The following is a 21,297-nucleotide window of genomic DNA, read 5'->3' as shown; positions in this document are numbered from 1 at the left end:
AACCGGTTCAGTATGAATAAGGCCGACAGGCCAATAAAGAATGGGATGCGTGAGGCGCTTAATGACACAAGAGAAATGGGGACTACTGCGTAACAAGTTGATTAAGGTAATTGGCCGGAACAACTATACGACCTGGATTGAACCTCTGACGTTTGAAGAGTTGCAAGATGGTGTCGCGGTGTTTTCTGCACCGACCAATTTCATGGGCAACTATGTCAGTCAGAACTTTGCCGACCTGATATTGTACGAACTGAACACCTCGGGAGAGTCAGTTCAGCGTTTGGATTTCCGCGTTGCTGCAAATACCCCCGCGCGTCCGAATCCGGTCGCGAAACCAGTGGTCGAAGAGGCAGCGCCTGAGACTGCCGCCGCCACTGCAGCGCCGCGCTCAGAGGCGGCGCAAGAGGCGTTGGATTCGATGCAAGCCGCGCCGCTTGATCAGCGCTTCACCTTTGACAGCTTCGTGGTGGGCAAGCCCAACGAGCTGGCTCATGCCGCTGCTCGCCGCGTGTCAGAAGGCGGTCCCGTCACATTCAACCCGCTGGTTCTGTATGGGGGTGTAGGTCTGGGTAAGACCCACCTGATGCACGCCATCGCATGGGAGCTAAAAACCAAGCATCCTGAGTTGAATGTTCTGTACCTGTCAGCGGAACAGTTCATGTATCGTTTCGTGCAGGCCCTGCGCGAACGCCGGATGATGGACTTCAAACATCTGTTCCGCTCGGTCGATGTGCTGATGGTTGATGACGTGCAGTTCATCGCGGGCAAGGATTCCACTCAAGAAGAGTTCTTTCATACCTTCAATGCGCTGGTGGATCAGAACAAGCAGATCATCATCTCGGCTGACCGCGCACCGGGTGAGATCAAGGATCTGGAAGACCGCGTGAAATCGCGCCTGCAATGTGGATTGGTTGTCGATCTACACCCGACCGATTACGAGCTGCGTCTGGGCATCCTTCAGAACAAGGTTCAACAGCATATCAGCACTTATCCTGATCTGGTGATTGCGGATGGGGTGCTGGAGTTTCTGGCGCATCGCATTTCGACCAATGTGCGCGTGCTAGAAGGCGCACTGACCCGTCTGTTCGCTTTCGCCTCGCTGGTCGGGCGTGAGATCGACATGGAACTGACACAGGATTGTCTGGCTGACGTGCTGCGCGCCTCGGAACGCAAAATCACGGTCGAAGAGATTCAACGCAAAGTGTCCGACTATTACAACATCCGTTTGTCGGACATCATTGGCCCTAAACGGCTGCGCTCGTACGCGCGCCCGCGTCAGGTGGCGATGTATCTATGCAAGCAATTGACCAGTCGGTCTTTGCCCGAAATCGGGCGCCGGTTTGGAGGGCGCGACCACACCACGGTTATGCATGGTGTGAAGCGGATCGAAGAATTGAAAGTCACCGATGGCCAGATCGCGGAAGACGTTGAAATGCTGCGCCGCGCGCTGGAAGCCTGAGGTCTAAGGCATAACCTGTCAACGATGCCTCGGATGTGATGTCCGGGGCGTTTTCTTGTGCGGTATTGCCCACGGTCGCGCGTGAACTGTACTTGGCGGCGCACGCGCCCCTTGACCGAATGGGTTTTCCGACCCAGAAATCCGTAAAAAATCCTTGTGCCTCAGGGTGGAACCGCTAACGTGCCAGTCCCGCCCATTTCGGCACGCAAGTCAGAGGAATTAAGGGTATGAAGATCAGCATCGAACGCGGCACCCTTCTCAAGGCCGTTTCCCAGGCCCAATCTGTTGTCGAACGCCGGAATACGATCCCGATACTGGCCAATGTGCTGATCGAGGCCGAAGGGGATCAGGTTCAGTTCCGCGCCACCGATCTGGATATCGAGGTTGTCGACAAAGCCCCCGCACAGGTCGAGAAGGCCGGCGCGACGACGGTGGCTGCGACAACGTTGCATGAAATTGTACGCAAACTGCCTGATGGTGCTCTGGTTACCTTGACAGCCGACAGTGCCGCAGGTCGTTTGACGGTTGAGGCCGGGCGGTCGAATTTCTCGCTGGCGACCTTGCCGAAAGAGGATTTTCCGGTGATGGCCTCGTCGGAATACGCGTCAAACTTTACCGCGTCGGCGGCCCTGCTGCGCCGGCTGTTTGATAAATCGAAGTTTGCCATTTCGACAGAAGAAACCCGGTATTATCTGAACGGTGTCTATATGCATGTGGCGGATGGGGCTGAGGGTGGCAAAGTGCTGCGCTGTGTGGCCACCGATGGCCACCGTCTGGCGCGTATTGATGCGGATCTGCCCGATGGCGCTGCGGATTTGCCGGGCGTGATTGTGCCCCGCAAAACAGTGGGCGAGCTGCGAAAGCTGCTGGAAGATGACGAGATGGATATCGCAGTTTCAGTCAGTGAAACCAAAGTCCGTTTTGCAACACCCGATATCACTCTGACCTCAAAAGTGATTGATGGCACCTTCCCCGACTACACACGCGTTATTCCGCAAGGGAACACCCGCAAGCTTGAGGTAGACGCCGCCGAATTTGCGCAGGCCGTAGATCGTGTGGCTACAGTCTCCTCTGAGCGGTCACGCGCGGTGAAGCTTCAGCTGGACGGGGACAAGCTGATACTGTCGGTCAATGCACCTGATAGTGGTGCGGCTGAGGAAGAATTGGCCGTGGCTTATGGTGATGAACGGCTAGAGATCGGGTTCAACGCAAAATATCTGCTAGAGATCGCGTCTCAGGTCGATCGCGAAAACGCGGTGTTCATGTTCAATTCGGCGGGCGACCCGACCCTAATGCGCGAAGGCAATGACCAGAGCGCGGTTTATGTTGTCATGCCGATGCGCGTCTGATCGCGCTGGCGCGCGATGCCTCCGGCGGAGGTATTTTTGAACAGAAGAAGGGAGGGGTCATGGGATTGGCCCTGACCGAGCTTACGGTCTCGCATTTTCGGTCTCACAAATTGGCGCGGTTGTCTTTGGATGGGCGCCCGGTGGCCATTCATGGGCCGAACGGGGCCGGGAAGACCAATATCCTTGAAGCGGTGTCTCTGTTTTCGCCCGGTCGCGGGATGCGGCGGGCCAGTGCGGCGGAGATGACCAGGCGACCCGAGGCCTTGGGCTGGAAACTGTCCGGCCTGCTGAGCGCGCAGGGCGGGCGGTATGAGATCGAGACGTGGTCCGAATGTGGCGCTGCGCGTCAAGTTCGGATTGATGGCAAGGCTGCCAGTCAGATTGATCTGGGCAAGCTCGCGCGCGTGGTTTGGTTGATTCCGTCGATGGATCGGCTGTGGAACGAAGGGGCTGAGGGGCGGCGGCGGTTTCTGGACCGCATCGCGCTGAGCTTTGATCCCGCGCATGCCGAGGCGTCGCTGACCTATGAGAAGGCCATGCGAGAGCGGAACCGGCTGCTGAAAGATCAGGTCCGGGATGCCCATTGGTACACGGCCTTGGAAGGTCAGATGGCTGAGACAGGATATCGGATTCATGCGGCGCGTATTGCAGCATTGGATCATTTGCGTGCCGCGCAGGATCAGGCCGAAACGGCGTTTCCTTCAGCCGAGTTGGAGTTGCTTCAAACGGAAGGTGCGATGCCCGAGACAGCGGATGATCTGCGCGAGGCGCTGAGCGAAAGCCGTTTCCGCGATCTTGCAGCAGGGCGGACTCTGGTCGGGCCGCATCGCTCGGACCTGTATGGGGTGTTCGCTGCCAAAGGGGTTCCGGCCAAGGATTGTTCCACGGGTGAGCAGAAGGCGTTGCTGGTGTCCCTGATCCTGTCAAACGCACGGGCGCTGGCGGGAATGGTTGGCGCGCCGCCGATTGTGTTGCTGGATGAGGTGGCTGCGCATTTGGATGCCGGGCGACGCGCGGCGCTCTATGATGAGATCTGTGCGCTGGGCGCTCAGGCCTGGATGACGGGCACCGGGCCTGAGCTGTTTGCGGAATTGGGCGACCGGGCCCAAACGCTGGTTGTTACCGAAGGCGATGAGGGCTCGGTCGTGTCGGCTTAGGCCGGTTCGCTGACTTTGCGTTCCCACAAGAAGCCGCGCATGACCTGATCGACCGGAGTTTTGGCCATGTGGTTGACGTAGTTCGACATGGTTTTCTGCGCCAGACCCAGAACAACATCCAGAACGGCGCGGTGCGAATAGCCTGCGTCAAAGAACGCCTGCAGTTGTTCTTCGGTCGGGTTGCCGCGGGTTTCCATCACCTGCAGCGTGAAGGTGCGCAGCGCTTCTAACTCTGCTTTCGGCAGCGGGGTTTCGTTGCGCAAAGCCTCGGTGATTTCGTCCGAAACCTTCATCATTTTGGCGATGCCGGTGTGGGCGGGGACACAGTAGTGGCATTCGTTTTCAACGTTGATGGTCTGCCAAACCACGGTTTTCTCATCATTGTCGAAATCGGTTTGCAGGAAGAGGCCGTGCAGAACCTGATAGCCTTCCAGATGCTGCGGGCTTTCTGCCATCACCTTGTGCAGACCGGGCAGCCGGCCAAAGGCGGCTTGCGATTTCTTCAACAGCGGTTTGGATCCCTCTGGGGCGGATTCGAGGTCGTGAGACGGGAAGTTGGCCATGTCAAAACTCCTGATTTCTGGCGCGATGAGTCGTATTTAGGGTTTCTTGAGCGATCACTCAAGTATATATTTGAGCAAGCACTCAAGAATTGGTGATCCAATGCCCCGCAAACCCGCATATGACCGAGACGCGCTGATCGCGCAGGCGCGTGATATCTTCTGGCGTCACGGCTGGGCGGGGACGTCGCTGAAGGACCTTGAGCGCGAGTTGAAGCTGAAGCCGGGCAGTTTCTATGCGGCGTTTGGCTCGAAAGATGCCCTATATGCGCTGGCGCTGGAGCGCTACGCGCAGGACGGGGTTGCCAGTATGCTTGCCTTGGCTGAGGAGCTGGGGCCGCTCGGGGCGCTCAAGGCGCAGCCCTATCGCGTGATTGCTGCCTCTGACCTGCCGACCAAAGCTTGTATGCTGGCCAAGACCTACGCCGAGTTGCAGGCAAAGGATCACGATTTGGCCGGTCAGGCGGGCGCGCATATGATCGCAATGAAATCCTGTTTCGCAGACCTGTTTCGCCGCGCCCAAAAGGCCGGAGAGATCAGCCCTGATCACGATCCAGAACGCCTTGCTGCGCGCTATCAGTCGGACCTTCTGGGCCTGCGATTGACGGCCGAACGGGACGACGTCAACGCCGCCGAAATTGCAGCTGATATCGCGGCAGACCTCGATCGGCTTTGATCCGCAGATAAATCGGATCTCAACCACAAAATCTTGGGGGAGCGCGTGACATTCCCCACCAGAAAACGTATAAGTTACCAAAATAATATAGGTACTAACGGCATGTCCGAAGACGCACAGGCACCCCAAGAATACGGCGCAGATTCCATCAAAGTTCTCAAAGGCTTAGAGGCAGTTCGCAAGCGTCCCGGTATGTATATCGGGGACACGGATGATGGATCGGGCCTGCACCATATGGTGTACGAGGTCGTTGATAACGGAATTGACGAGGCTCTGGCCGGTCATGCCGACCATGTGACCGTGAAAATTCACGCCGATTCCAGCGTCTCGGTCAGTGACAACGGCCGTGGCATCCCGGTGGATATTCACCCCGAAGAGGGCGTTTCGGCGGCCGAGGTCATCATGACCCAGCTGCACGCGGGCGGTAAGTTCGACAGCAACTCGTACAAGGTGTCGGGTGGTCTGCACGGTGTAGGTGTGTCGGTTGTAAATGCTCTTTCCGAATGGCTGGAGCTGCGCATCTGGCGCGCGGGCAAAGAGCACGTAGCGCGTTTTGAGCGTGGCGAGACCGCTGAGCATCTGAAAGTCGTCGGCGAATGCGGTGACCGCACCGGGACCGAGGTGCGCTTTCTGGCCTCGACCGATACGTTCTCGAACCTCGAATACTCGTTTGAGACGCTGGAGAAGCGCCTGCGTGAGTTGGCCTTCCTGAACTCGGGCGTGCGCATCATCCTGATCGACGAACGCCCTGCCGAACGGCTGGAGACCGAGCTATTCTATGAGGGCGGCGTCAAGGAATTCGTCAAATACCTCGACCGGTCGAAGACCCCGGCGATGCCCGAGCCGATCTATATCAAGGGCGAGCGGGACGATATTGGCGTCGAAATCGCGATGTGGTGGAATGACAGCTACCACGAGACGGTTCTGCCCTTTACCAACAATATCCCGCAGCGGGATGGCGGGACCCATGTGGCGGGTTTCCGGGGCGCTCTGACCAGGACGATCAACAACTATGCCCAGTCAAGCGGGATCGCGAAGAAGGAAAAGGTCAGCTTTACCGGCGACGACGCGCGCGAGGGTCTGACCTGCGTGCTGTCGGTGAAAGTGCCGGATCCCAAGTTCTCATCGCAAACCAAAGACAAGCTGGTGTCGTCCGAAGTCCGCCCTGCAGTCGAAGGCCTGATGAACGAAAAGCTGGCCGAGTGGTTCGAAGAAAACCCCAATGAAGCCAAAGGAATCGTTGGCAAGATCATCGAGGCCGCATTGGCCCGTGAAGCGGCCCGAAAGGCGCGCGAGTTGACCCGTCGTAAGACGGCGATGGATGTGAACTATCTGGCCGGGAAGCTGAAAGACTGTTCCGAGAAAGACCCGTCCAAGACCGAAGTCTTCCTCGTCGAGGGTGACTCGGCGGGTGGTTCTGCGCAGACCGGTCGCGACCGTCTGACTCAGGCCGTTCTGCCCCTGCGCGGGAAAATCCTGAACGTCGAACGCGCTCGGTTTGACCGGATGCTGTCGTCTCAGGAAATCGGAAACCTCGTGATGGCGCTGGGCACCGGCATTGGCCGCGATGAGTTCAACATCGAAAAGCTGCGCTACCACAAGATCGTCATCATGACCGATGCGGATGTCGATGGCGCACACATCCGTACACTGCTGTTGACCTTCTTCTACCGTCAGATGCCGGAATTGATTGAAGGTGGATACCTCTACATCGCACAGCCTCCGCTCTATAAGGTTTCACGTGGTAAATCAGAAGTTTACCTGAAGGACCAAGCCGCGCTGGACGACTATCTGATCAATCAGGGGGTCGAGGGTGCTGTTCTGAAGCTGGGCTCGGGCGAGGAAATCGTCGCTCAGGACCTGACCCGCGTCGTCGACGAAGCGCGCCAGTTGAAACGCGTGCTGGACGCCTTCCCAACCCACTACCCGCGCCACATTCTGGAACAGGCCGCCGTGGCCGGTGCCTTTGTGCCCGGTGCTGTCGATGCCGACTTGCAAGGCGTGGCCGACAAGGTTGCCGCCCGCCTTGACCTGATCGCGCTGGAATATGAACGTGGCTGGCAGGGCCGGATTACGCAGGATCACGGCATCCGCCTGGCCCGTATCTTGCGTGGTGTCGAAGAGGTGCGCACACTAGACGGCCCGATGCTGCGCTCGGGTGAGGCGCGTAAAACCGGCAGCTTCACGCAAAGTCTGCAGGAGATTTATAACACCCCTGCCACGTTGGTCCGCCGTGATCGCAGTCAGGACATCCATGGCCCGCTGGACCTCTTGCGGGCCATTCTGGAAGAGGGCGAAAAGGGTCTATCGCTGCAACGCTATAAGGGTCTGGGAGAGATGAACCCGGATCAGCTGTGGGAAACCACGCTGGACCCGGACGCCCGGACGCTGTTGCAGGTGCGCGTGGATGACATGGTCGAAGCGGATGATCTGTTTACTAAGCTGATGGGCGACGTGGTCGAGCCCCGCCGCGAGTTCATCCAACAGAACGCTTTGAGTGTGGAAAACCTGGATTTCTAAGGCGTCGTGTGGGCAGGATCGGTTTCTGCCCCTTGGCCTGTGTTGATTGAATCTGACGCGGCGCGCTGCCTCAGGTCTTTGTACATATAGGTGGTGGGCTCCAGCGTGGGCTCAAACGGGTTGCGGCAATAGTTTGGGATTTCTCCGGCGATCTGAAAACCTATGCTCTGGTAGAGCAGTTTCGATGGGTCAGTGCTGCGCGTGTCCAGAACCAAGAGGGTACGGCCAAGTTCGCGCGATCGGTCCATAAGCGCGCCCATGAGCACCCGCGCCAAACCGCGCCGCCTTGCGTTCGGGTGAACCAGAAGCTTGGCAACATCGGCACGATGCGGCTGATTTGGCATGTTGGCGGGGATCAGTTGGACCGTACCCAAAATGCGGCCAGCATCGTAAGCTACAAACAGGTCCAGCGCGTGTAGGTCCGGCCGCACTCGATTGTGCCAATAGCTGCGCGCGTCTTCCATCGAGAAGGGTAGAACGAATCCGATGCTCGCTCCGGTATAGACACACGCGTGCAGAATATCGGAAAGGTCATCGACTGCGTCATCGAAATAATCGTCCGAGAGTCGTGTGATCATATCAGTACCAGAATATAGCGCGCGCCGCGCGCTGCCGTGGTTTCAAATCGCGTCGGGCCAGACAGATGATAGCGCAGGCAATCCCCGCCGCTCAGCTCGTGCATGATGCCATCCACCGTGAGTGTCATCACTCCGTCCAGTACAATCAGATGATGTTCTTGCCCCGGTTTTGGCGGGGCTTCATATCGGATCACGGTGTCGCGTGGCAGGTGGCACTCCAGCACTTCGCCACTCAGCCCGGTGGACGGCGGTGAGACGGATCGGCGCGTATAGCCGGTTTCCGGATCGCTCCACTCTGTTTGCCTTTCAAGTGGAACCTTGGGGTCGAAACTGTCTTCGACCATCATCAGCAAGCGCGACATGGGCAGGCCGTAGGCGTTGCATAAACGGCCTAGGTTTTCAGCCGTTGGGCTGACGTCACCCTTTTCCATGCGCGATAGGGTTGCCCGGCTGATGCCGCTGTGTCGGGCCAGTTGATCCAGTGACCAGCCACGGCCTTGGCGTAGCTCACTTAGTCGGGTTGCCAGGCGGTTTGAGAGGGAATCCAGCATTGTCCATATAGTAGAAATATTCTCGATAATGAGAATAGTTGCAGATATATATAGATATAGCAACGAAAAAGGGCGCAGAAAAATCTGCGCCCATTGCAATCTACTAGAGATCAGTTGGTTTACTTCCAACCAACTTCGTTAAAGATCTTCTGTGCTTCTGGTACGTTCTTCGCAACGGCAGACAAGTCAACGCCGTCGCCCTTGAAGCCACCCAGTTCTGAAACCGAAGCCGAGATGGCAACGCCTTCAACTGCCGGATATTCGTCGTTCCCGGCTGAGAAATACTGCTGCGCCTGATCGCTTGCCAGATACTCAAGGAACATGATGGCGTTTTCCTTGTTCGGAGCGTTTGCCGCAACACCGCCACCGGAAAGGTTCATGTGCGCGCCATTGCCATTCTGATCTGGGAAGACCCAGCCGATCATGTCACGTTCGGCCGATACACCATCCACGTCTTTGCGAATGGCGCGGGCGAAATAGTAAGTGTTGGACATCGCGATGTCACACTCACCTGAAACGATCCCGCGCAGCTGGTCGGTGTCCCCGCCTTGGGGATCGCGTGCGAAGTTCGCAACAACGCCTTCGGCCCAGTCTTTCGCGGCATCAGCACCAGCGTGTTCGATGATCGCGGCCAGAATGGTCTGGCTGTACACGTTGGTGCCGGAACGGATGCAGACCTGACCCTTGTATTTCGGATCGGCCAGATCGGCATAGGTTTGCGGCGGTTCGCTGACGTCATTCTTATCATAGAACAGGATGCGCGCACGCTGCGAGAAGCCAAACCACTGGTTGTCGCTGTCTTGAAGGTTCGACGGGATACGCTCTTCCAGAACTGCGCTGTCAATCGATTGCAGAACACCCGCATTCTTGGCGCGTTCCAGGCGCGATGTGTCAACGGTCAGCAGGATGTCGGCGGGCGAGTTTGCACCTTCGGCTTCCATACGCGCGATCAGTTCGTCGGCTTTGCCTTCGATGCGGTTGATCTTGATGCCTGTCGCTTCTTCGAAGTCTGAATAGAGGCGTTCATCGGTATCGTAGTGGCGCGACGAATAGAGGTTCAGTTCACCGTCTGCAGCGGCGGAGGTGGCAATCAGCGCTGTCATGGCTGCGGCGATACAGGTCGAGGATTTCAGCATAGTGTCTCCCAACATTGAAATTTTTGGCGGATCATAATCCGACTGAAATTGTCAATTAAACGATTCCGGGTAAGATGCAAGAAAATCCGACTAAAATAGTTGGTCACATGGTCGCGGGTTCGACCCATCAGATCATTGGTTTACCTGTCGGGGATTCTCAGGAGATGGACACAGACCTCAGTGCGCTGTTTGCTGATGCAGTGCCTCGGGTGTAGATTTCAGAAATGACCTACCGTCTGGAGAACGCCACCAAAGAATGGGTTGGGCAGATCGCAAGGATCTGGGAAACCGGCTGGCATGACGCGCATGCTGATATCGTGCCTTCCCGCCTTCGTGCACTGCGTACTAAAGATAGTTTTTTGGAGCGCACGATGGAGAACCTTCTGGATACCCGGATTGCTGTCAACGGTTCCAAACTGCTTGGATTCTGCATGATAAAAGAGGACGAGCTATATCAGATGTACGTGTCGCAACAGGCGCGGGGATCAGGTGTCGCTCAAGCGCTAATTAGAGACGCCGAAAGCTGGATCAAGGCTGCCGGTCACGAAATGGCTTGGCTGGCCTGCGCAATGGGCAACGAACGCGCAAACCGGTTCTATGAGAAGACAGGTTGGGTCAAAGCTGGGCAGCGGGTTGTGAATCTCGACACCTCGGAAGGCGCGTTCCCAATGGAAGTGTGGCGCTTTGAGAAACAGATGACGGCCGGATTGGATGAATAGTTCAGGCAGCAGGTGGCGTTTCAAAACAAAGAAACCGCGCTCAACGGCGCGGTTTCTTCGAAATCTATAAGTGCAGTTCTTAGCCCTGGCGTGCTTTGAACTTGCGCTGCGTCTTGTTGATCACGTAGACGCGGCCTTTGCGACGCACAATCCGGCAATCGCGGTGCCGGTTTTTGAGCGAGCGGAGCGAGTTCTTGACCTTCATGGTCTGTCTCCAATCTGCGGCGCCTTCATCAAAGACGTGGCCAGCGCCTGGGTTAGTCGGGGTCCCGGAAACCGGAACAGTGAAACGATGGTGGGCGGTACAAGGATCGAACTTGTGACCCCTTCGATGTCAACGAAGTGCTCTACCGCTGAGCTAACCGCCCACGTTCCCGTCACGATGCCTACCCCATAACGAAATGGGGCGCGGATCACCGCGCCGGTAGCGGGGTCTATAAAAGGAGTCGTTCAGGGGTTCAAGGGGTTTGGTAGAACAAATTTCCGGTCTATGTTGAGCAACAGCAATGGAGGGGCTATGGCGAACGCAGCCTTTATACTGGACATGCCCGAGAACCGCAGTTCGAGTGTGGTGTTTTCGTCGCCTCATAGCGGGCGGGACTATCCACTGGCGCTGTTGGACCGTTCGGTTCTAAGCCCAAGGGCGATCAGATCTTCTGAGGATGCCTTTGTAGATCAACTGTTTACACCGGCCTCCGAATTTGGCGCGCCGTTGATCCGGGCCGCTATGCCTCGCGCCTATCTGGATTTGAATCGCAGCGCAGAGGAGCTTGATCCCGCCTTGATCAGTGGCGCGCGCCGCCAGGGGCACAATCCGCGCGTCGCGTCCGGACTGGGGGTGATTCCCCGCGTCGTGGCCAATGGTCGGGCCATTTATCGGGGCAAGCTGACCATGGATGAGGCGCGATTGCGGATCGATACCTATTGGCGGCCTTATCACGCGCGGCTGAAATCACTTCTGGCCGAGTCGCATGAAATGTTCGGGCAGGCCATCCTGATCGATTGCCATTCGATGCCGCATGAGGCCATCGCCGGGGCAGCGCATGAGAACCGCCCCGAGATTGTTCTGGGCGATCGATTTGGCGCGTCTGCTTCCGGCCAGATCGTCGATCAGATTGAAGCCGCCTTTGCCGCAGCGGGTCTGAACGTAGCGCGTAACGCGCCCTTTGCTGGTGCTTATGTTACTCAGACTTATGGTCGGCCTGGTCGCCAGCAGCATGCCATCCAGATCGAGATTGATCGCGCTCTTTATATGGACGAGGATAAGATCGCCCCCAACGCAAACTTTATGGCTTTCAGCAAACTACTGCGTCAGGTCATTGCCGAGATTACCAGTGTCGGCGCACGGCCTCAGCGGCTGGCGGCCGAATAGACCTCAGCGCAGGGCGCGGCCCTTGACGATGGCGTCGGTGCCAAAGCGTTCACGAATTTTGTCCGTTGCGCGCTCGGCCTGCGACCGGCGTGTGGCATCGGGGTCCAGCAAATCGCCTGAAATGTCAGCCTGATCTGCTGGGCACAGATCTGAAAGCCCACAACCCAACAGCCGATAAGGACCCTCATCCCCGACCTGATCAAACAGACCGCGCGCGGTGCGGTAAATCCGGTCCGCGATCTGGGTTGGATCGCGCAGCGAGACCCGACGGGTTATGATCTTGTGGTTGGCTTTCTTGAGTTTCAGTGTCACGACCCGCCCGGCCAAATCCTTTGCTTTGGCCCGGTCGGACACTTTCAACGCCATGCGCCAGATATGTCCGTCCAGAATATCGATGCTGGCTGTATCTTCAAAAAACGTAGTTTCGTTGCTTATTGATTTCATCGGCTCATGCGCCGACACGCGCCGCTTGTCCTGACCCCGCGCCAGATGCCACAGGCGATACCCCATCGAACCAAACCGGGCCGTCAACGCCTCCTGATCCCAGCGCAGCAGATCGGAGAAGCTGCGAATTCCGGCGCGTTCCAGCGATTCCTGCGCCGCTGGCCCGATGCCCCAGATCAGACGCACAGGTTTGTCATTCAGAAACTCAGCTGTCTCGGCTTTCCCGATCACCGAAAACCCGCGCGGCTTGTCGAGGTCCGAGGCGACCTTGGCCAGAAACTTGTTATGGCTTAGCCCGATGGAGCCTGTCAGGCCCAGTTCATCCTTCATGCGTTTGACAAGTCGAGCCAGCATGACTGCAGGTGGCGCGCCATGCAGGCGTTCGGTGCCGGACAGGTCCATGAATGCCTCGTCCAAAGACAAAGGTTCCACAACTGGCGTCAATTCGTCCATCATCTTGCGAATTTCGCGCGATACTTCGACATAAACCGACATACGCGGCCGGATTATCTCCGCGTCGGGGCACAGTTGCAGGGCTTTGAACATCGGCATTGCCGAGCGCACGCCCCGGATACGCGCCACGTAACATGCGGTCGACACCACGCCTCGCTTTCCGCCACCGATGATGACGGGTTTATCCGCAAGTTCCGGATTGTCGCGCTTTTCGACCGAGGCATAGAAAGCATCGCAGTCCATATGCGCAATGGACAGGTCAAACAGCTCCGGATGCGACGTGAGACGCGGGCTGCCGCAAGAGGGGCAACGCGTTTCATTGTTAACTGTGGTCAGGCAATCTCGGCAAAGACCGGGCATACGCGTCCTCGGGTGCTCCGCGAATGGATCAGGTGTTCTTTATATCACCGATTGATGGCGATCAAAGGGCTGACATCTTGCCCGGTTTTCGAAAAGAAGACCCCCCGCGCGTGAGCGGGGGGAGGTAACGAACCTCAGGAAGAAACGGTTCGTTGGGGAGTATTACGCCCCCAAGACTCACCGAAATCGCAATATTTAGATAGTTTCTAACCGTCGGGCCCAAAACTTGCCGTTAGCTGTGTGTATTTTGGACAACAGCGTGAGTTCGACCGAAGCGCTCAAAAATTGACGTAAGGTCAAGTTAATGAACGGAATTGTTGATCCAAACTGGATTCGATTCCCAGGGGCGCCTAGTGGCGTGTCAAAGAATTTAATTCGTTAAGCACAGCCTGGGCGGCAGCTTTTGGGTCGTCCGCTTGGTAGATCGGGCGCCCGACAACGATATGATCGGCCCCATCCCCAATTGCGCTGGCGGGTGTGGCAACCCGCTTTTGATCCCCCAAGGCGGCGCCCGCAGGTCGCACGCCGGGAGTGACGATCAGGCGGCCTTCGGCCTGCGGCAAGGCGCGGATCAGGGCGGCCTCTTGCGGGCTGGCGATGACACCATCCGCCCCGGCCTCCAATGCCCTGACCGCACGTTCGACGACCAGGTCCTGCACGTCGCCCGCTTTCAGCAGGCTAGCATCCAGATCAGCGCGGTTCAGCGAGGTTAGGATGGTTACCGCCAAAATCTTCATGTCCTTGCCCGAGGCCCCTTCCTTTGCTGCGCGCACCACATGCGGGTCGCCGTGAACAGTCAAGAAATCCAGATCAAATTGCGCCAGCCCCCGCACGGCGTTTTCGACCGTGTTGCCGATGTCGAACAGCTTCATGTCCAGAAAGATGCGCTTGCCGTGGTCCTGTTTCAGCTCATTGGCCAAAGCCAGCCCGCCACCGGTCAGCATCCCCAATCCGATCTTGTAAAAAGACACGCTGTCGCCCAGCCTTTCGGCCATGGCGAGCCCTTGCAGGGCGTTCGGAACATCAAGGGCTACGATCAGGCGGTCATCGGACATAGTGGGGCGCTCCTTTTTGGCAAACGTCTGCGTCCTAACGGTTTCGGACGCGGCTGTCCATCTGCGATACCGGGCGCGCCGGGTTTCATTCTGTGCTAACCTGTCTGGCATAGAACACGCGAATTCAATGTAAGGGACAGAATATGAAGAAACTGGTTTTGCTGAGTGTGCTTGTTGCGCTGGTGGCATGTGATGAAACCCCGCCTGATGCGCCAGAGGTCGGGGCGGCCCCTGCACCCACAACGGACGACCTTCGCCTGGTGGGTGGATATCGGTCAGAAGATGACTGGTGCCAGTTGACCGGAGAGACCGCGTTTACCATCGATTTTCTTGATCACACGGCGGATCTTGTGTCCTGCCCAACCGGCAGCGCAGCGGCGCAATCGTTGGTGGATGAAACCGGGGCTGTTCAGGTGGCAGAAACCGGCGGGTATACTGTTTATACAATCCAGCGAGAGTAGCGATTTCTGCGGTTCAGCCTCTTGAACCTGCAAAGATATCTCCCAGATTGAATGTGAGGCCCAGATCGACGCGTGCCGCCAAGCGGGCGCATCATACCGGGGCGCTTTTAGAAGGAGAATGCTATGGACTTGAACAAGTTCACCGAGCGGGCACGTGGATTCGTGCAAGCGGCGCAAACTATTGCATTGCGCGAAGGGCACCAGAGGCTGGAACCCACACACATATTAAAGGCATTGATGGATGACGATCAGGGGCTGGCGAGCAACCTGATCACACGTGCGGGCGGCGCGCCCAACCGCGTGGTGGAGGCACTAGACGCTGCGATGGGAAAAATCCCTAAAGTCAGCGGTGACGCGAGTCAGATTTACATGGACGGCCAGACCGCCAAGGTTCTGGACGAGGCCACCAAGATCGCCACCAAGGCGGGCGATAGCTTTGTGCCCGTGGAACGGGTGCTGATGGCGCTCTGCATGGTCAAATCCAAAGCCAAGGACGCTTTGGAGGCCGGGGCAGTATCTGCGCAGAAATTGAACGAAGCCATCAATGATATCCGCAAAGGCCGCACCGCGGACAGTGCCTCGGCGGAAGAGGGCTATGACGCGCTGAAGAAATACGCGCGCGATCTGACCGAGGCTGCGGCCGAAGGCAAGATCGATCCGATCATCGGTCGGGATGAAGAAATCCGCCGCTCAATGCAGGTTCTGTCGCGCCGTACCAAGAACAACCCGGTTCTGATCGGGGAACCCGGCGTTGGTAAAACCGCGATTGCCGAGGGCATGGCCCTGCGCATCGTCAACGGCGATGTGCCGGAATCGCTGAAGGACAAGAAACTGCTGGCGCTCGACATGGGTGCGCTGATCGCTGGTGCAAAATACCGTGGTGAATTCGAGGAACGCCTCAAGGCTGTTCTGACCGAAGTGACCGAGGCCGCGGGTGAAATCATCCTGTTCATCGACGAGATGCACACTCTGGTTGGAGCCGGTAAATCCGACGGCGCGATGGATGCCGCCAACCTGATCAAGCCTGCGCTGGCTCGGGGTGAGTTGCATTGTATTGGCGCAACCACGCTGGATGAGTATCGCAAATACGTCGAAAAAGACGCAGCCCTTGCGCGCCGGTTCCAGCCCGTTGTCGTGGCTGAACCAACTGTCGAGGATACGATCAGCATTCTGCGCGGCATCAAAGAAAAGTACGAGTTGCACCACGGCGTGCGTATCTCGGACTCGGCGCTGGTGTCGGCGGCAACCTTGTCGCATCGCTATATCACCGACCGGTTCCTGCCCGACAAAGCCATCGATCTGGTTGATGAGGCGGCGTCACGGTTGCGGATGGAGGTGGATTCCAAGCCCGAGGAACTCGATCAGTTGGATCGCCAGATTCTGCAGATGCAGATCGAGGAAGAGGCGTTGAAGCTTGAGGACGATGCGGCATCAAAAGATCGTCTGGAAACCTTGCAAAAGGATCTGGCCGATCTGCAGGAACAATCCGCAGAGATGACGGCTCAATGGCAGGCCGAGCGTGACAAGCTGGCAGGCGCGCGCGATCTGAAGGAACAGCTCGACAAGGCTCGGGCTGATCTGGAAATCGCCAAGCGTGAAGGCAACCTCGCCAAAGCGGGTGAGCTGTCCTATGGCGTCATCCCCGAGCTTGAGAAAAAGCTGACCGAGGCCGAAAACGCCGAAAGCAACGCCATGATGGCCGAGGAAACGGTGCGTCCGGAACAGATCGCCAGCGTTGTCGAACGCTGGACGGGTATCCCGACCTCGAAAATGCTGGAAGGCGAGCGCGAGAAACTACTGCGGATGGAAGACGATCTGCATTCCCGCGTGATTGGTCAGGATGCCGCCGTGACCGCCGTGTCCAACGCCGTGCGCCGTGCGCGTGCGGGCCTGAATGACGAGAACCGCCCGTTGGGCTCGTTCCTGTTCCTCGGCCCGACGGGTGTGGGGAAAACCGAACTGACCAAGGCCGTGGCGAACTTCCTGTTCGACGACGACAACGCGATGGTGCGCATCGACATGTCCGAGTTCATGGAGAAACACGCCGTCGCCCGTCTGATCGGTGCCCCTCCGGGCTATGTCGGCTATGACGAAGGCGGTGTGCTGACCGAGGCCGTGCGGCGCAGGCCCTATCAGGTTGTGCTGTTTGATGAGGTTGAAAAGGCGCACCCGGACGTGTTCAACGTGCTGTTGCAAGTGCTGGACGATGGCGTGCTGACCGATGGTCAGGGCCGCACCGTGGACTTCAAGCAGACGCTGATCATCCTGACCTCGAACCTTGGCTCTCAGGCGCTGAGCCAACTGCCCGAAGGGGCCGACAGCGCACAGGCGCGACGCGATGTGATGGACGCGGTCCGGGCGCATTTCCGGCCCGAGTTCCTGAACCGTCTGGACGAGACCATCATCTTCGACCGGCTCAAGCGGGGTGATATGGATGGCATCGTCGATATCCAGATGGCGCGTCTGCAAAAACGTCTGGCGGCACGGAAGATCGAGCTGGCGCTGGATGATGGGGCCAAAGAATGGCTGGCGAACGAAGGCTATGACCCAGTCTTTGGCGCGCGTCCCTTGAAGCGTGTGATTCAACGCGCCCTGCAGAACCCGTTGGCCGAAGCGTTGCTGGCAGGTGAGATCAAGGATGGCGAAACCGTCCCGGTCTCAGCCGGAGCCGATGGTTTGATCATTGGTGATCGGCTGGGCACATCCGAACGGCCCAGACCGGATGATGCAGTGGTGCATTGATCAAACCTAAATCAACAGAAAGACCCGCTGCGTGAGCGGGTCTTTTTCATTTCTACCAACGCTTTTGAATGCCTGACCTTTAGCGCTCGACTGGGGTGTGAGGTATCGTTGTGAACCCATCAAGACATGGTCTGCCGAGGTGCCGGCAACGTCTGTCCAGCGCGGTAGCTTTGTTCCAAAAGTGCTTCGCGACGCTGTTTCGATCCTGTTGATCCATAGAGCATTTCCAGCTTACGGGGCGAAAACCCGAAATACCCGAAGGTGCCTTGTGTCCAGAGTGTCTCTATCGCGTTCAGATACCCGGCGTCTTCCATTTCGTCGGACCTTGCCCCAGCAGGTATCAGCAAGACCCCTGATCTGGGCCGTTGTAACGACTTTTCGCGATCATCCAGTTGATCATAGGCCCAACCCCAAGACCAGACGCGATCAACCCAACCCTTCATCATCGACGGCATCCCCCACCAAAAAAGTGGAAACGCGAGGCAGATGGCATCCGCGCGCGAGATTCGCGCTTGCTCGGATCTAATATCGGCGAGTGGCGCCGATGCTTTGTCCCCCTCTATGTCCGCCATAGACCAACGCGGATCGAAGCCCTCGGCATGCAGGTCAGCAAATTCAGTTGTGTGACCGGCTGCATTGGCTCCATCCATGAACATCTGTGCTGCGGCGGCGGTAAATGAGTTGGGGTCTGGATGATCGACGACGGTCAGCACGTGCATGAACGAGACTTTCTGTTGAAATTGGTCTTCCAAAGGCACTGTGATTGCTCAAGATACCTTTAGGTCAAGCACAAAACTGGCAGCTGAGTGGGTCAACGCAACAAAGGCTCTCCGACAAGGCGAGCCTTTGATGTGGCATTTTTGATTGTCGCCTTCAAACCAGCGCAAATATCCGCGCGGGCCCTCCCGTGCCGCCTTTGTGTTTAGGCGCGCCGATAACAAGCGTGGCGCCTGCAGCGGGGACGCGATCAAGGTTGGCCAAGCATTCGATCCCGAACCGGCCCGAAGGCAGCCATGCGTAGTGAGTGGCGAAATCGGCGGACATGCCATGGTCCAACGACAGTGTATCCACCGCAATTGACCGCGCGCCGGTGTCTTCCATCAGCATTTGTGCAGCCTCAACATGGAAGCCGGGATAGTGCTGTGCCTCGCCATCGAAGTTCCGAAACTCATCCGTTGCGGTTTTGCTGCCCCAGCCAGAATGCATGGCGACGCAGGCACCATCCGGAATGTCTCCGTTCGCGGCGATCCAGGCCTTTAGGTCGTCTGGTGTAACGCGGGTGTCGGCATCCTCGGCAGCGCGTGCGGCGATATCCACCACGCACAAGGGCGCAACCAGATCGCTTACCGGAATTTCGTCGACTGATGTGCCATCCGCCGAGAAATGCAGCGGCGCATCTATATGTGTCCCGGTATGCTCGTTGATCGACAGGTTGAATAGGTTAAACCCATGGTCGGCGAAGTTAAACGCCTGCTCAGCCGAGATGCCGGGCTCCCCGCCCCAAGTTGGGAAATCGGGGCTGAGCGTATGGGTCATATCCTCAACCCCGCCATGACCTGCAGCCAAAGCTGCCGGCGCGCTTAGTCCGGTTGCAGCTGCGGCCACGCCTGTGGCTGCCGCGGCTTTGAAGAAGTTTCGTCGCGACAGCATTTTGTCTTTGACGGCATTCATTACGCAGATGTCACACATATGAAGTCTCCCAGTCAGCATTCTCAGTCATTCATCGCAGATCGGACTGCGACTCGCTTACTATACTCAAATGTGACCAACTAACCTGAATCTTATGCGATGGAGTGTCGGGCAGGGGCGAAAGTTACAGCGACTTCGCTCAATCGTGACGCTTGTTTCCTTGGCGCTGTGCTATCAGGGCACTACGTCACACATGACGCTGATACAGGACGGAGACCCAAATGGCGCATCGCTGGACCAACACTTTGACACATGCCGATGTCACCCCTCGGGCGGCATTTCTGAACCGGCGGCAACTGATGGCCGGGTTGGCAGGTGTCGGGCTGGCTTCAATGGCGCGGCCCGCAGCGGCGCAAGAAGCCCTTGAGCCCAATACTTGGGAAGAGATCACCAGCTACAATAATTTCTACGAATTCGGGACCCGCAAGGACGACCCGGCCAAATACGCGCATATGCTGGTGACCGAACCCTGGAGCATTCAGATTGACGGTCTGGTCGACCGTCCTGGCGAATACGGGTTTCAGGACATTCTGTCCGAGATGACGATCGAAGAACGCATCTATCGATTCCGCTGTGTCGAGGCTTGGTCAATGGTTATCCCCTGGAATGGTTTCGAATTGGCGGACCTTTTGAACATGGCAGGTGTGCAGGAGGGCGCAAAATACGTGGCGTTCGAAACCGCCTATCGCCCCGATGAAATGCCCGGTACTCAATTCCCGATCCTGGACTGGCCCTACAGAGAAGGTTTGCGTCTGGACGAGGCGATGCATCCGCTGACGATCATGGCGACTGGCATCTATGACCGGCCGATTCCAAACCAGAACGGCGCGCCTTTGCGACTGGTCGTGCCGTGGAAGTACGGGTTCAAATCCATCAAGTCGATTGTAAAAATCACCCTCACCGAAGATGAGCCGCCCACCAGCTGGAACATGTCTGCGCCACGTGAATATGGGTTTTATAGTAACGTGAATCCGAATGTGGATCACCCGCGCTGGTCGCAGGGTTCGGAACGTCAGATTGGCGGTGGTCTGTTTTCCAAACGCATCCCGACGCTCATGTTCAACGGATATGAGGATGAGGTGGCTGGTTTGTATGAAGGTATGGACCTGAAAGAATTCTACTGATCAGATGCAGGCAATAAATCAGATACTACGCAAGATCCCCGTCTGGACGATTTATGTGCTTGGGGCGCTTCCTGCCCCTTGGTTTCTGTATCTGGCCCTGACTGGCGGATTGGGGGTCGAGCCGATCAAGGCGCTGGAACATGAGTTGGGCGAACTCGCCCTTCAACTTCTGATCCTCGGTCTGGCCGTTACGCCATTGCGTCAACACTTTGGTCTGAACTTGATCAAGTTCCGCCGGGCGATCGGGGTTTTGGCCTTTGCTTATGTCACGCTTCATTTGCTGGTCTGGTTGGTTTTGGACGTTCAACTGCCCAGCCAGATATGGGCCGACATCATCAAGCGCCCCTATATTACGGTCGGCATGGCGGGGTTTCTTCTGCTGCTGCCCTTGGTCATGACGTCAAACAACTGGTCTGTGCGCCGTTTGGGTCAGCGCTGGCGTAAGCTGCACAAGTTGGTCTATCCGGCAGTCCTGTTAGGCGGAGTGCATTATGTCATGCTTGCAAAGGGCTTTCAGCTCGAGCCGCTGCTCTACCTTCTGGTGATTGTCGGCCTTTTGGTTTTGCGATTGCCGATGTCAGGGCTGCTGTCTCGTACACGGCAAGCCGATTCCGCCTGAGTTTAACCTGAGTCTGTGGGTAACCTCGTGCATAACGCGTGTTTGGTGTTGATCCTGGTTGGAAGACACAGAGTATTGTGCCTTTAGCTTAGGTTAGAATTTCATTAAGTAATTGAATTTATTTAATAAAATTTGTCACTTCAGTTTTTTAATGGATTTCTGAATTTTCTGCTTGCGGCCCTGATCGCTAGACCTTAGAACCCCCTTCACCGGCGCAGCTGAGGTTGTTGTTGGGACGCTAGAGATGGCGGAGACGGGCCGGAGAGACGGTTG

General features: G+C 57.4%; 20 protein-coding genes and 1 tRNA gene. 11 read left to right on the top strand and 10 right to left on the bottom strand.

Annotation, left to right across the window (positions count from 1 at the left end):
- Window positions 1-61 precede the first annotated feature (61 nt).
- From dnaA to recF, 3 genes are all read left to right on the top strand, one after another.
- Window positions 62-1,459: a chromosomal replication initiator protein DnaA gene (gene dnaA / locus ACR0JX_RS18065; protein ID WP_480545162.1), complete on the top strand. Its 1,398-nt coding sequence runs from the start codon at window positions 62-64 to the stop codon at window positions 1,457-1,459.
- A gap of 227 nt (window positions 1,460-1,686) precedes the next feature.
- Window positions 1,687-2,808, top strand: a complete 1,122-nt coding sequence (gene dnaN, locus ACR0JX_RS18060) for a DNA polymerase III subunit beta (RefSeq protein WP_353012544.1) — start codon at window positions 1,687-1,689, stop codon at window positions 2,806-2,808.
- A 59-nt stretch (window positions 2,809-2,867) separates the two neighbouring features.
- The gene (gene recF / locus ACR0JX_RS18055) at window positions 2,868-3,965 is read left to right on the top strand and encodes a DNA replication/repair protein RecF (RefSeq protein ID WP_480545161.1); all 1,098 of its coding nucleotides are present in this window, start codon (window positions 2,868-2,870) and stop codon (window positions 3,963-3,965) included.
- On the opposite strand, the gene ACR0JX_RS18050 is transcribed toward recF, so the two are convergent.
- A complete protein-coding gene (locus tag ACR0JX_RS18050) occupies window positions 3,962-4,528 on the bottom strand; it encodes a carboxymuconolactone decarboxylase family protein (RefSeq protein ID WP_480545160.1) in 567 nt (188 codons plus the stop codon). The genes recF and ACR0JX_RS18050 overlap by 4 nt on opposite strands.
- Window positions 4,529-4,628: 100 nt before the next feature.
- Between ACR0JX_RS18050 and ACR0JX_RS18045 the strand changes: the two genes are divergently transcribed.
- A complete protein-coding gene (locus ACR0JX_RS18045) occupies window positions 4,629-5,201 on the top strand; it encodes a TetR/AcrR family transcriptional regulator (protein WP_170537086.1) in 573 nt (190 codons plus the stop codon).
- Window positions 5,202-5,303: 102 nt separating this feature from the next.
- Window positions 5,304-7,721 (top strand): DNA topoisomerase (ATP-hydrolyzing) subunit B, encoded by a 2,418-nt coding sequence (gene gyrB / locus ACR0JX_RS18040; RefSeq protein ID WP_480545159.1) that lies wholly within the window; start codon window positions 5,304-5,306, stop codon window positions 7,719-7,721.
- On the opposite strand, the gene ACR0JX_RS18035 is transcribed toward gyrB, so the two are convergent.
- From ACR0JX_RS18035 to ACR0JX_RS18025, 3 genes are all read right to left on the bottom strand, one after another.
- Complete coding sequence (locus ACR0JX_RS18035) at window positions 7,718-8,299, bottom strand: N-acetyltransferase family protein (protein WP_480545158.1); 582 nt, start codon at window positions 8,297-8,299, stop codon at window positions 7,718-7,720. The genes gyrB and ACR0JX_RS18035 overlap by 4 nt on opposite strands.
- A complete protein-coding gene (locus ACR0JX_RS18030; protein ID WP_480545157.1) occupies window positions 8,296-8,850 on the bottom strand; it encodes a helix-turn-helix domain-containing protein in 555 nt (184 codons plus the stop codon). The genes ACR0JX_RS18035 and ACR0JX_RS18030 overlap by 4 nt, the downstream gene beginning before the upstream one ends.
- A gap of 119 nt (window positions 8,851-8,969) precedes the next feature.
- Complete coding sequence (locus tag ACR0JX_RS18025; RefSeq protein WP_480545156.1) at window positions 8,970-9,986, bottom strand: Fe(3+) ABC transporter substrate-binding protein; 1,017 nt, start codon at window positions 9,984-9,986, stop codon at window positions 8,970-8,972.
- Window positions 9,987-10,210: 224 nt separating this feature from the next.
- Here ACR0JX_RS18025 and ACR0JX_RS18020 point away from each other — a divergent pair, with 224 nt between their 5' ends.
- The gene (locus ACR0JX_RS18020; RefSeq protein WP_480545155.1) at window positions 10,211-10,705 is read left to right on the top strand and encodes a GNAT family N-acetyltransferase; all 495 of its coding nucleotides are present in this window, start codon (window positions 10,211-10,213) and stop codon (window positions 10,703-10,705) included.
- Between the two features lie 79 nt (window positions 10,706-10,784).
- Here the strand turns inward: ACR0JX_RS18020 and ykgO are convergent, their stop codons facing one another.
- Both ykgO and ACR0JX_RS18010 read right to left on the bottom strand, forming a co-directional pair.
- Window positions 10,785-10,910: a type B 50S ribosomal protein L36 gene (gene ykgO / locus ACR0JX_RS18015; protein WP_008755722.1), complete on the bottom strand. Its 126-nt coding sequence runs from the start codon at window positions 10,908-10,910 to the stop codon at window positions 10,785-10,787.
- Between the two features lie 88 nt (window positions 10,911-10,998).
- A tRNA-Val gene (locus tag ACR0JX_RS18010) sits at window positions 10,999-11,073 on the bottom strand.
- Window positions 11,074-11,222: 149 nt separating this feature from the next.
- Here ACR0JX_RS18010 and ACR0JX_RS18005 point away from each other — a divergent pair.
- The gene (locus ACR0JX_RS18005) at window positions 11,223-12,077 is read left to right on the top strand and encodes an N-formylglutamate amidohydrolase (RefSeq protein ID WP_480545154.1); all 855 of its coding nucleotides are present in this window, start codon (window positions 11,223-11,225) and stop codon (window positions 12,075-12,077) included.
- 3 nt (window positions 12,078-12,080) lie between these two features.
- Here the strand turns inward: ACR0JX_RS18005 and ACR0JX_RS18000 are convergent, their stop codons facing one another.
- A complete protein-coding gene (locus ACR0JX_RS18000) occupies window positions 12,081-13,334 on the bottom strand; it encodes a DNA polymerase IV (RefSeq protein ID WP_480545153.1) in 1,254 nt (417 codons plus the stop codon).
- Between the two features lie 350 nt (window positions 13,335-13,684).
- Window positions 13,685-14,389 (bottom strand): orotidine-5'-phosphate decarboxylase, encoded by a 705-nt coding sequence (gene pyrF / locus ACR0JX_RS17995; RefSeq protein ID WP_480545152.1) that lies wholly within the window; start codon window positions 14,387-14,389, stop codon window positions 13,685-13,687.
- A 143-nt stretch (window positions 14,390-14,532) separates the two neighbouring features.
- Here pyrF and ACR0JX_RS17990 point away from each other — a divergent pair, with 143 nt between their 5' ends.
- Window positions 14,533-14,850 carry a hypothetical protein gene (locus ACR0JX_RS17990; RefSeq protein WP_480545151.1) on the top strand — a complete coding sequence of 106 codons (318 nt, stop codon included), beginning with the start codon at window positions 14,533-14,535 and terminating at the stop codon, window positions 14,848-14,850.
- A 123-nt stretch (window positions 14,851-14,973) separates the two neighbouring features.
- On the top strand, window positions 14,974-17,592 hold the full coding sequence (gene clpB, locus ACR0JX_RS17985) for an ATP-dependent chaperone ClpB (RefSeq protein WP_480545150.1): 2,619 nt from the start codon (window positions 14,974-14,976) through the stop codon (window positions 17,590-17,592).
- A gap of 119 nt (window positions 17,593-17,711) precedes the next feature.
- Here the strand turns inward: clpB and ACR0JX_RS17980 are convergent, their stop codons facing one another.
- Together ACR0JX_RS17980 and ACR0JX_RS17975 are read right to left on the bottom strand one after the other, a co-directional pair.
- The gene (locus ACR0JX_RS17980) at window positions 17,712-18,311 is read right to left on the bottom strand and encodes an NAD(P)H-dependent oxidoreductase (RefSeq protein WP_480545149.1); all 600 of its coding nucleotides are present in this window, start codon (window positions 18,309-18,311) and stop codon (window positions 17,712-17,714) included.
- 154 nt (window positions 18,312-18,465) lie between these two features.
- A complete protein-coding gene (locus ACR0JX_RS17975) occupies window positions 18,466-19,281 on the bottom strand; it encodes a cyclase family protein (protein ID WP_480545148.1) in 816 nt (271 codons plus the stop codon).
- 221 nt (window positions 19,282-19,502) lie between these two features.
- Here ACR0JX_RS17975 and msrP point away from each other — a divergent pair, with 221 nt between their 5' ends.
- The gene (gene msrP / locus ACR0JX_RS17970; protein WP_480545147.1) at window positions 19,503-20,405 is read left to right on the top strand and encodes a protein-methionine-sulfoxide reductase catalytic subunit MsrP; all 903 of its coding nucleotides are present in this window, start codon (window positions 19,503-19,505) and stop codon (window positions 20,403-20,405) included.
- A 4-nt stretch (window positions 20,406-20,409) separates the two neighbouring features.
- Entirely contained in the window at window positions 20,410-21,024 is a 615-nt protein-coding gene (gene msrQ, locus ACR0JX_RS17965; RefSeq protein WP_480545146.1) for a protein-methionine-sulfoxide reductase heme-binding subunit MsrQ, read from the top strand.
- Window positions 21,025-21,297 lie beyond the last annotated feature (273 nt).

This window comes from Ruegeria sp. AH7, from assembly GCF_056541325.1.
This window is presented reverse-complemented; position numbering and strand designations above follow the sequence as displayed.

Bases quoted from the DNA above. Each gene is read 5' to 3' on its own strand.
- dnaA (WP_480545162.1), top strand. From the start codon at position 62: ATGACACAAGAGAAATGGGGACTACTGCGTAACAAGTTGATTAAGGTA.
- dnaN (WP_353012544.1), top strand. From the start codon at position 1,687: ATGAAGATCAGCATCGAACGCGGCACCCTTCTCAAGGCCGTTTCCCAG.
- recF (WP_480545161.1), top strand. From the start codon at position 2,868: ATGGGATTGGCCCTGACCGAGCTTACGGTCTCGCATTTTCGGTCTCAC.
- ACR0JX_RS18050 (WP_480545160.1), bottom strand. From the start codon at position 4,528: ATGGCCAACTTCCCGTCTCACGACCTCGAATCCGCCCCAGAGGGATCC.
- ACR0JX_RS18045 (WP_170537086.1), top strand. From the start codon at position 4,629: ATGCCCCGCAAACCCGCATATGACCGAGACGCGCTGATCGCGCAGGCG.
- gyrB (WP_480545159.1), top strand. From the start codon at position 5,304: ATGTCCGAAGACGCACAGGCACCCCAAGAATACGGCGCAGATTCCATC.
- ACR0JX_RS18035 (WP_480545158.1), bottom strand. From the start codon at position 8,299: ATGATCACACGACTCTCGGACGATTATTTCGATGACGCAGTCGATGAC.
- ACR0JX_RS18030 (WP_480545157.1), bottom strand. From the start codon at position 8,850: ATGCTGGATTCCCTCTCAAACCGCCTGGCAACCCGACTAAGTGAGCTA.
- ACR0JX_RS18025 (WP_480545156.1), bottom strand. From the start codon at position 9,986: ATGCTGAAATCCTCGACCTGTATCGCCGCAGCCATGACAGCGCTGATT.
- ACR0JX_RS18020 (WP_480545155.1), top strand. From the start codon at position 10,211: ATGACCTACCGTCTGGAGAACGCCACCAAAGAATGGGTTGGGCAGATC.
- ykgO (WP_008755722.1), bottom strand. From the start codon at position 10,910: ATGAAGGTCAAGAACTCGCTCCGCTCGCTCAAAAACCGGCACCGCGAT.
- ACR0JX_RS18005 (WP_480545154.1), top strand. From the start codon at position 11,223: ATGGCGAACGCAGCCTTTATACTGGACATGCCCGAGAACCGCAGTTCG.
- ACR0JX_RS18000 (WP_480545153.1), bottom strand. From the start codon at position 13,334: ATGCCCGGTCTTTGCCGAGATTGCCTGACCACAGTTAACAATGAAACG.
- pyrF (WP_480545152.1), bottom strand. From the start codon at position 14,389: ATGTCCGATGACCGCCTGATCGTAGCCCTTGATGTTCCGAACGCCCTG.
- ACR0JX_RS17990 (WP_480545151.1), top strand. From the start codon at position 14,533: ATGAAGAAACTGGTTTTGCTGAGTGTGCTTGTTGCGCTGGTGGCATGT.
- clpB (WP_480545150.1), top strand. From the start codon at position 14,974: ATGGACTTGAACAAGTTCACCGAGCGGGCACGTGGATTCGTGCAAGCG.
- ACR0JX_RS17980 (WP_480545149.1), bottom strand. From the start codon at position 18,311: ATGCACGTGCTGACCGTCGTCGATCATCCAGACCCCAACTCATTTACC.
- ACR0JX_RS17975 (WP_480545148.1), bottom strand. From the start codon at position 19,281: ATGTGTGACATCTGCGTAATGAATGCCGTCAAAGACAAAATGCTGTCG.
- msrP (WP_480545147.1), top strand. From the start codon at position 19,503: ATGGCGCATCGCTGGACCAACACTTTGACACATGCCGATGTCACCCCT.
- msrQ (WP_480545146.1), top strand. From the start codon at position 20,410: ATGCAGGCAATAAATCAGATACTACGCAAGATCCCCGTCTGGACGATT.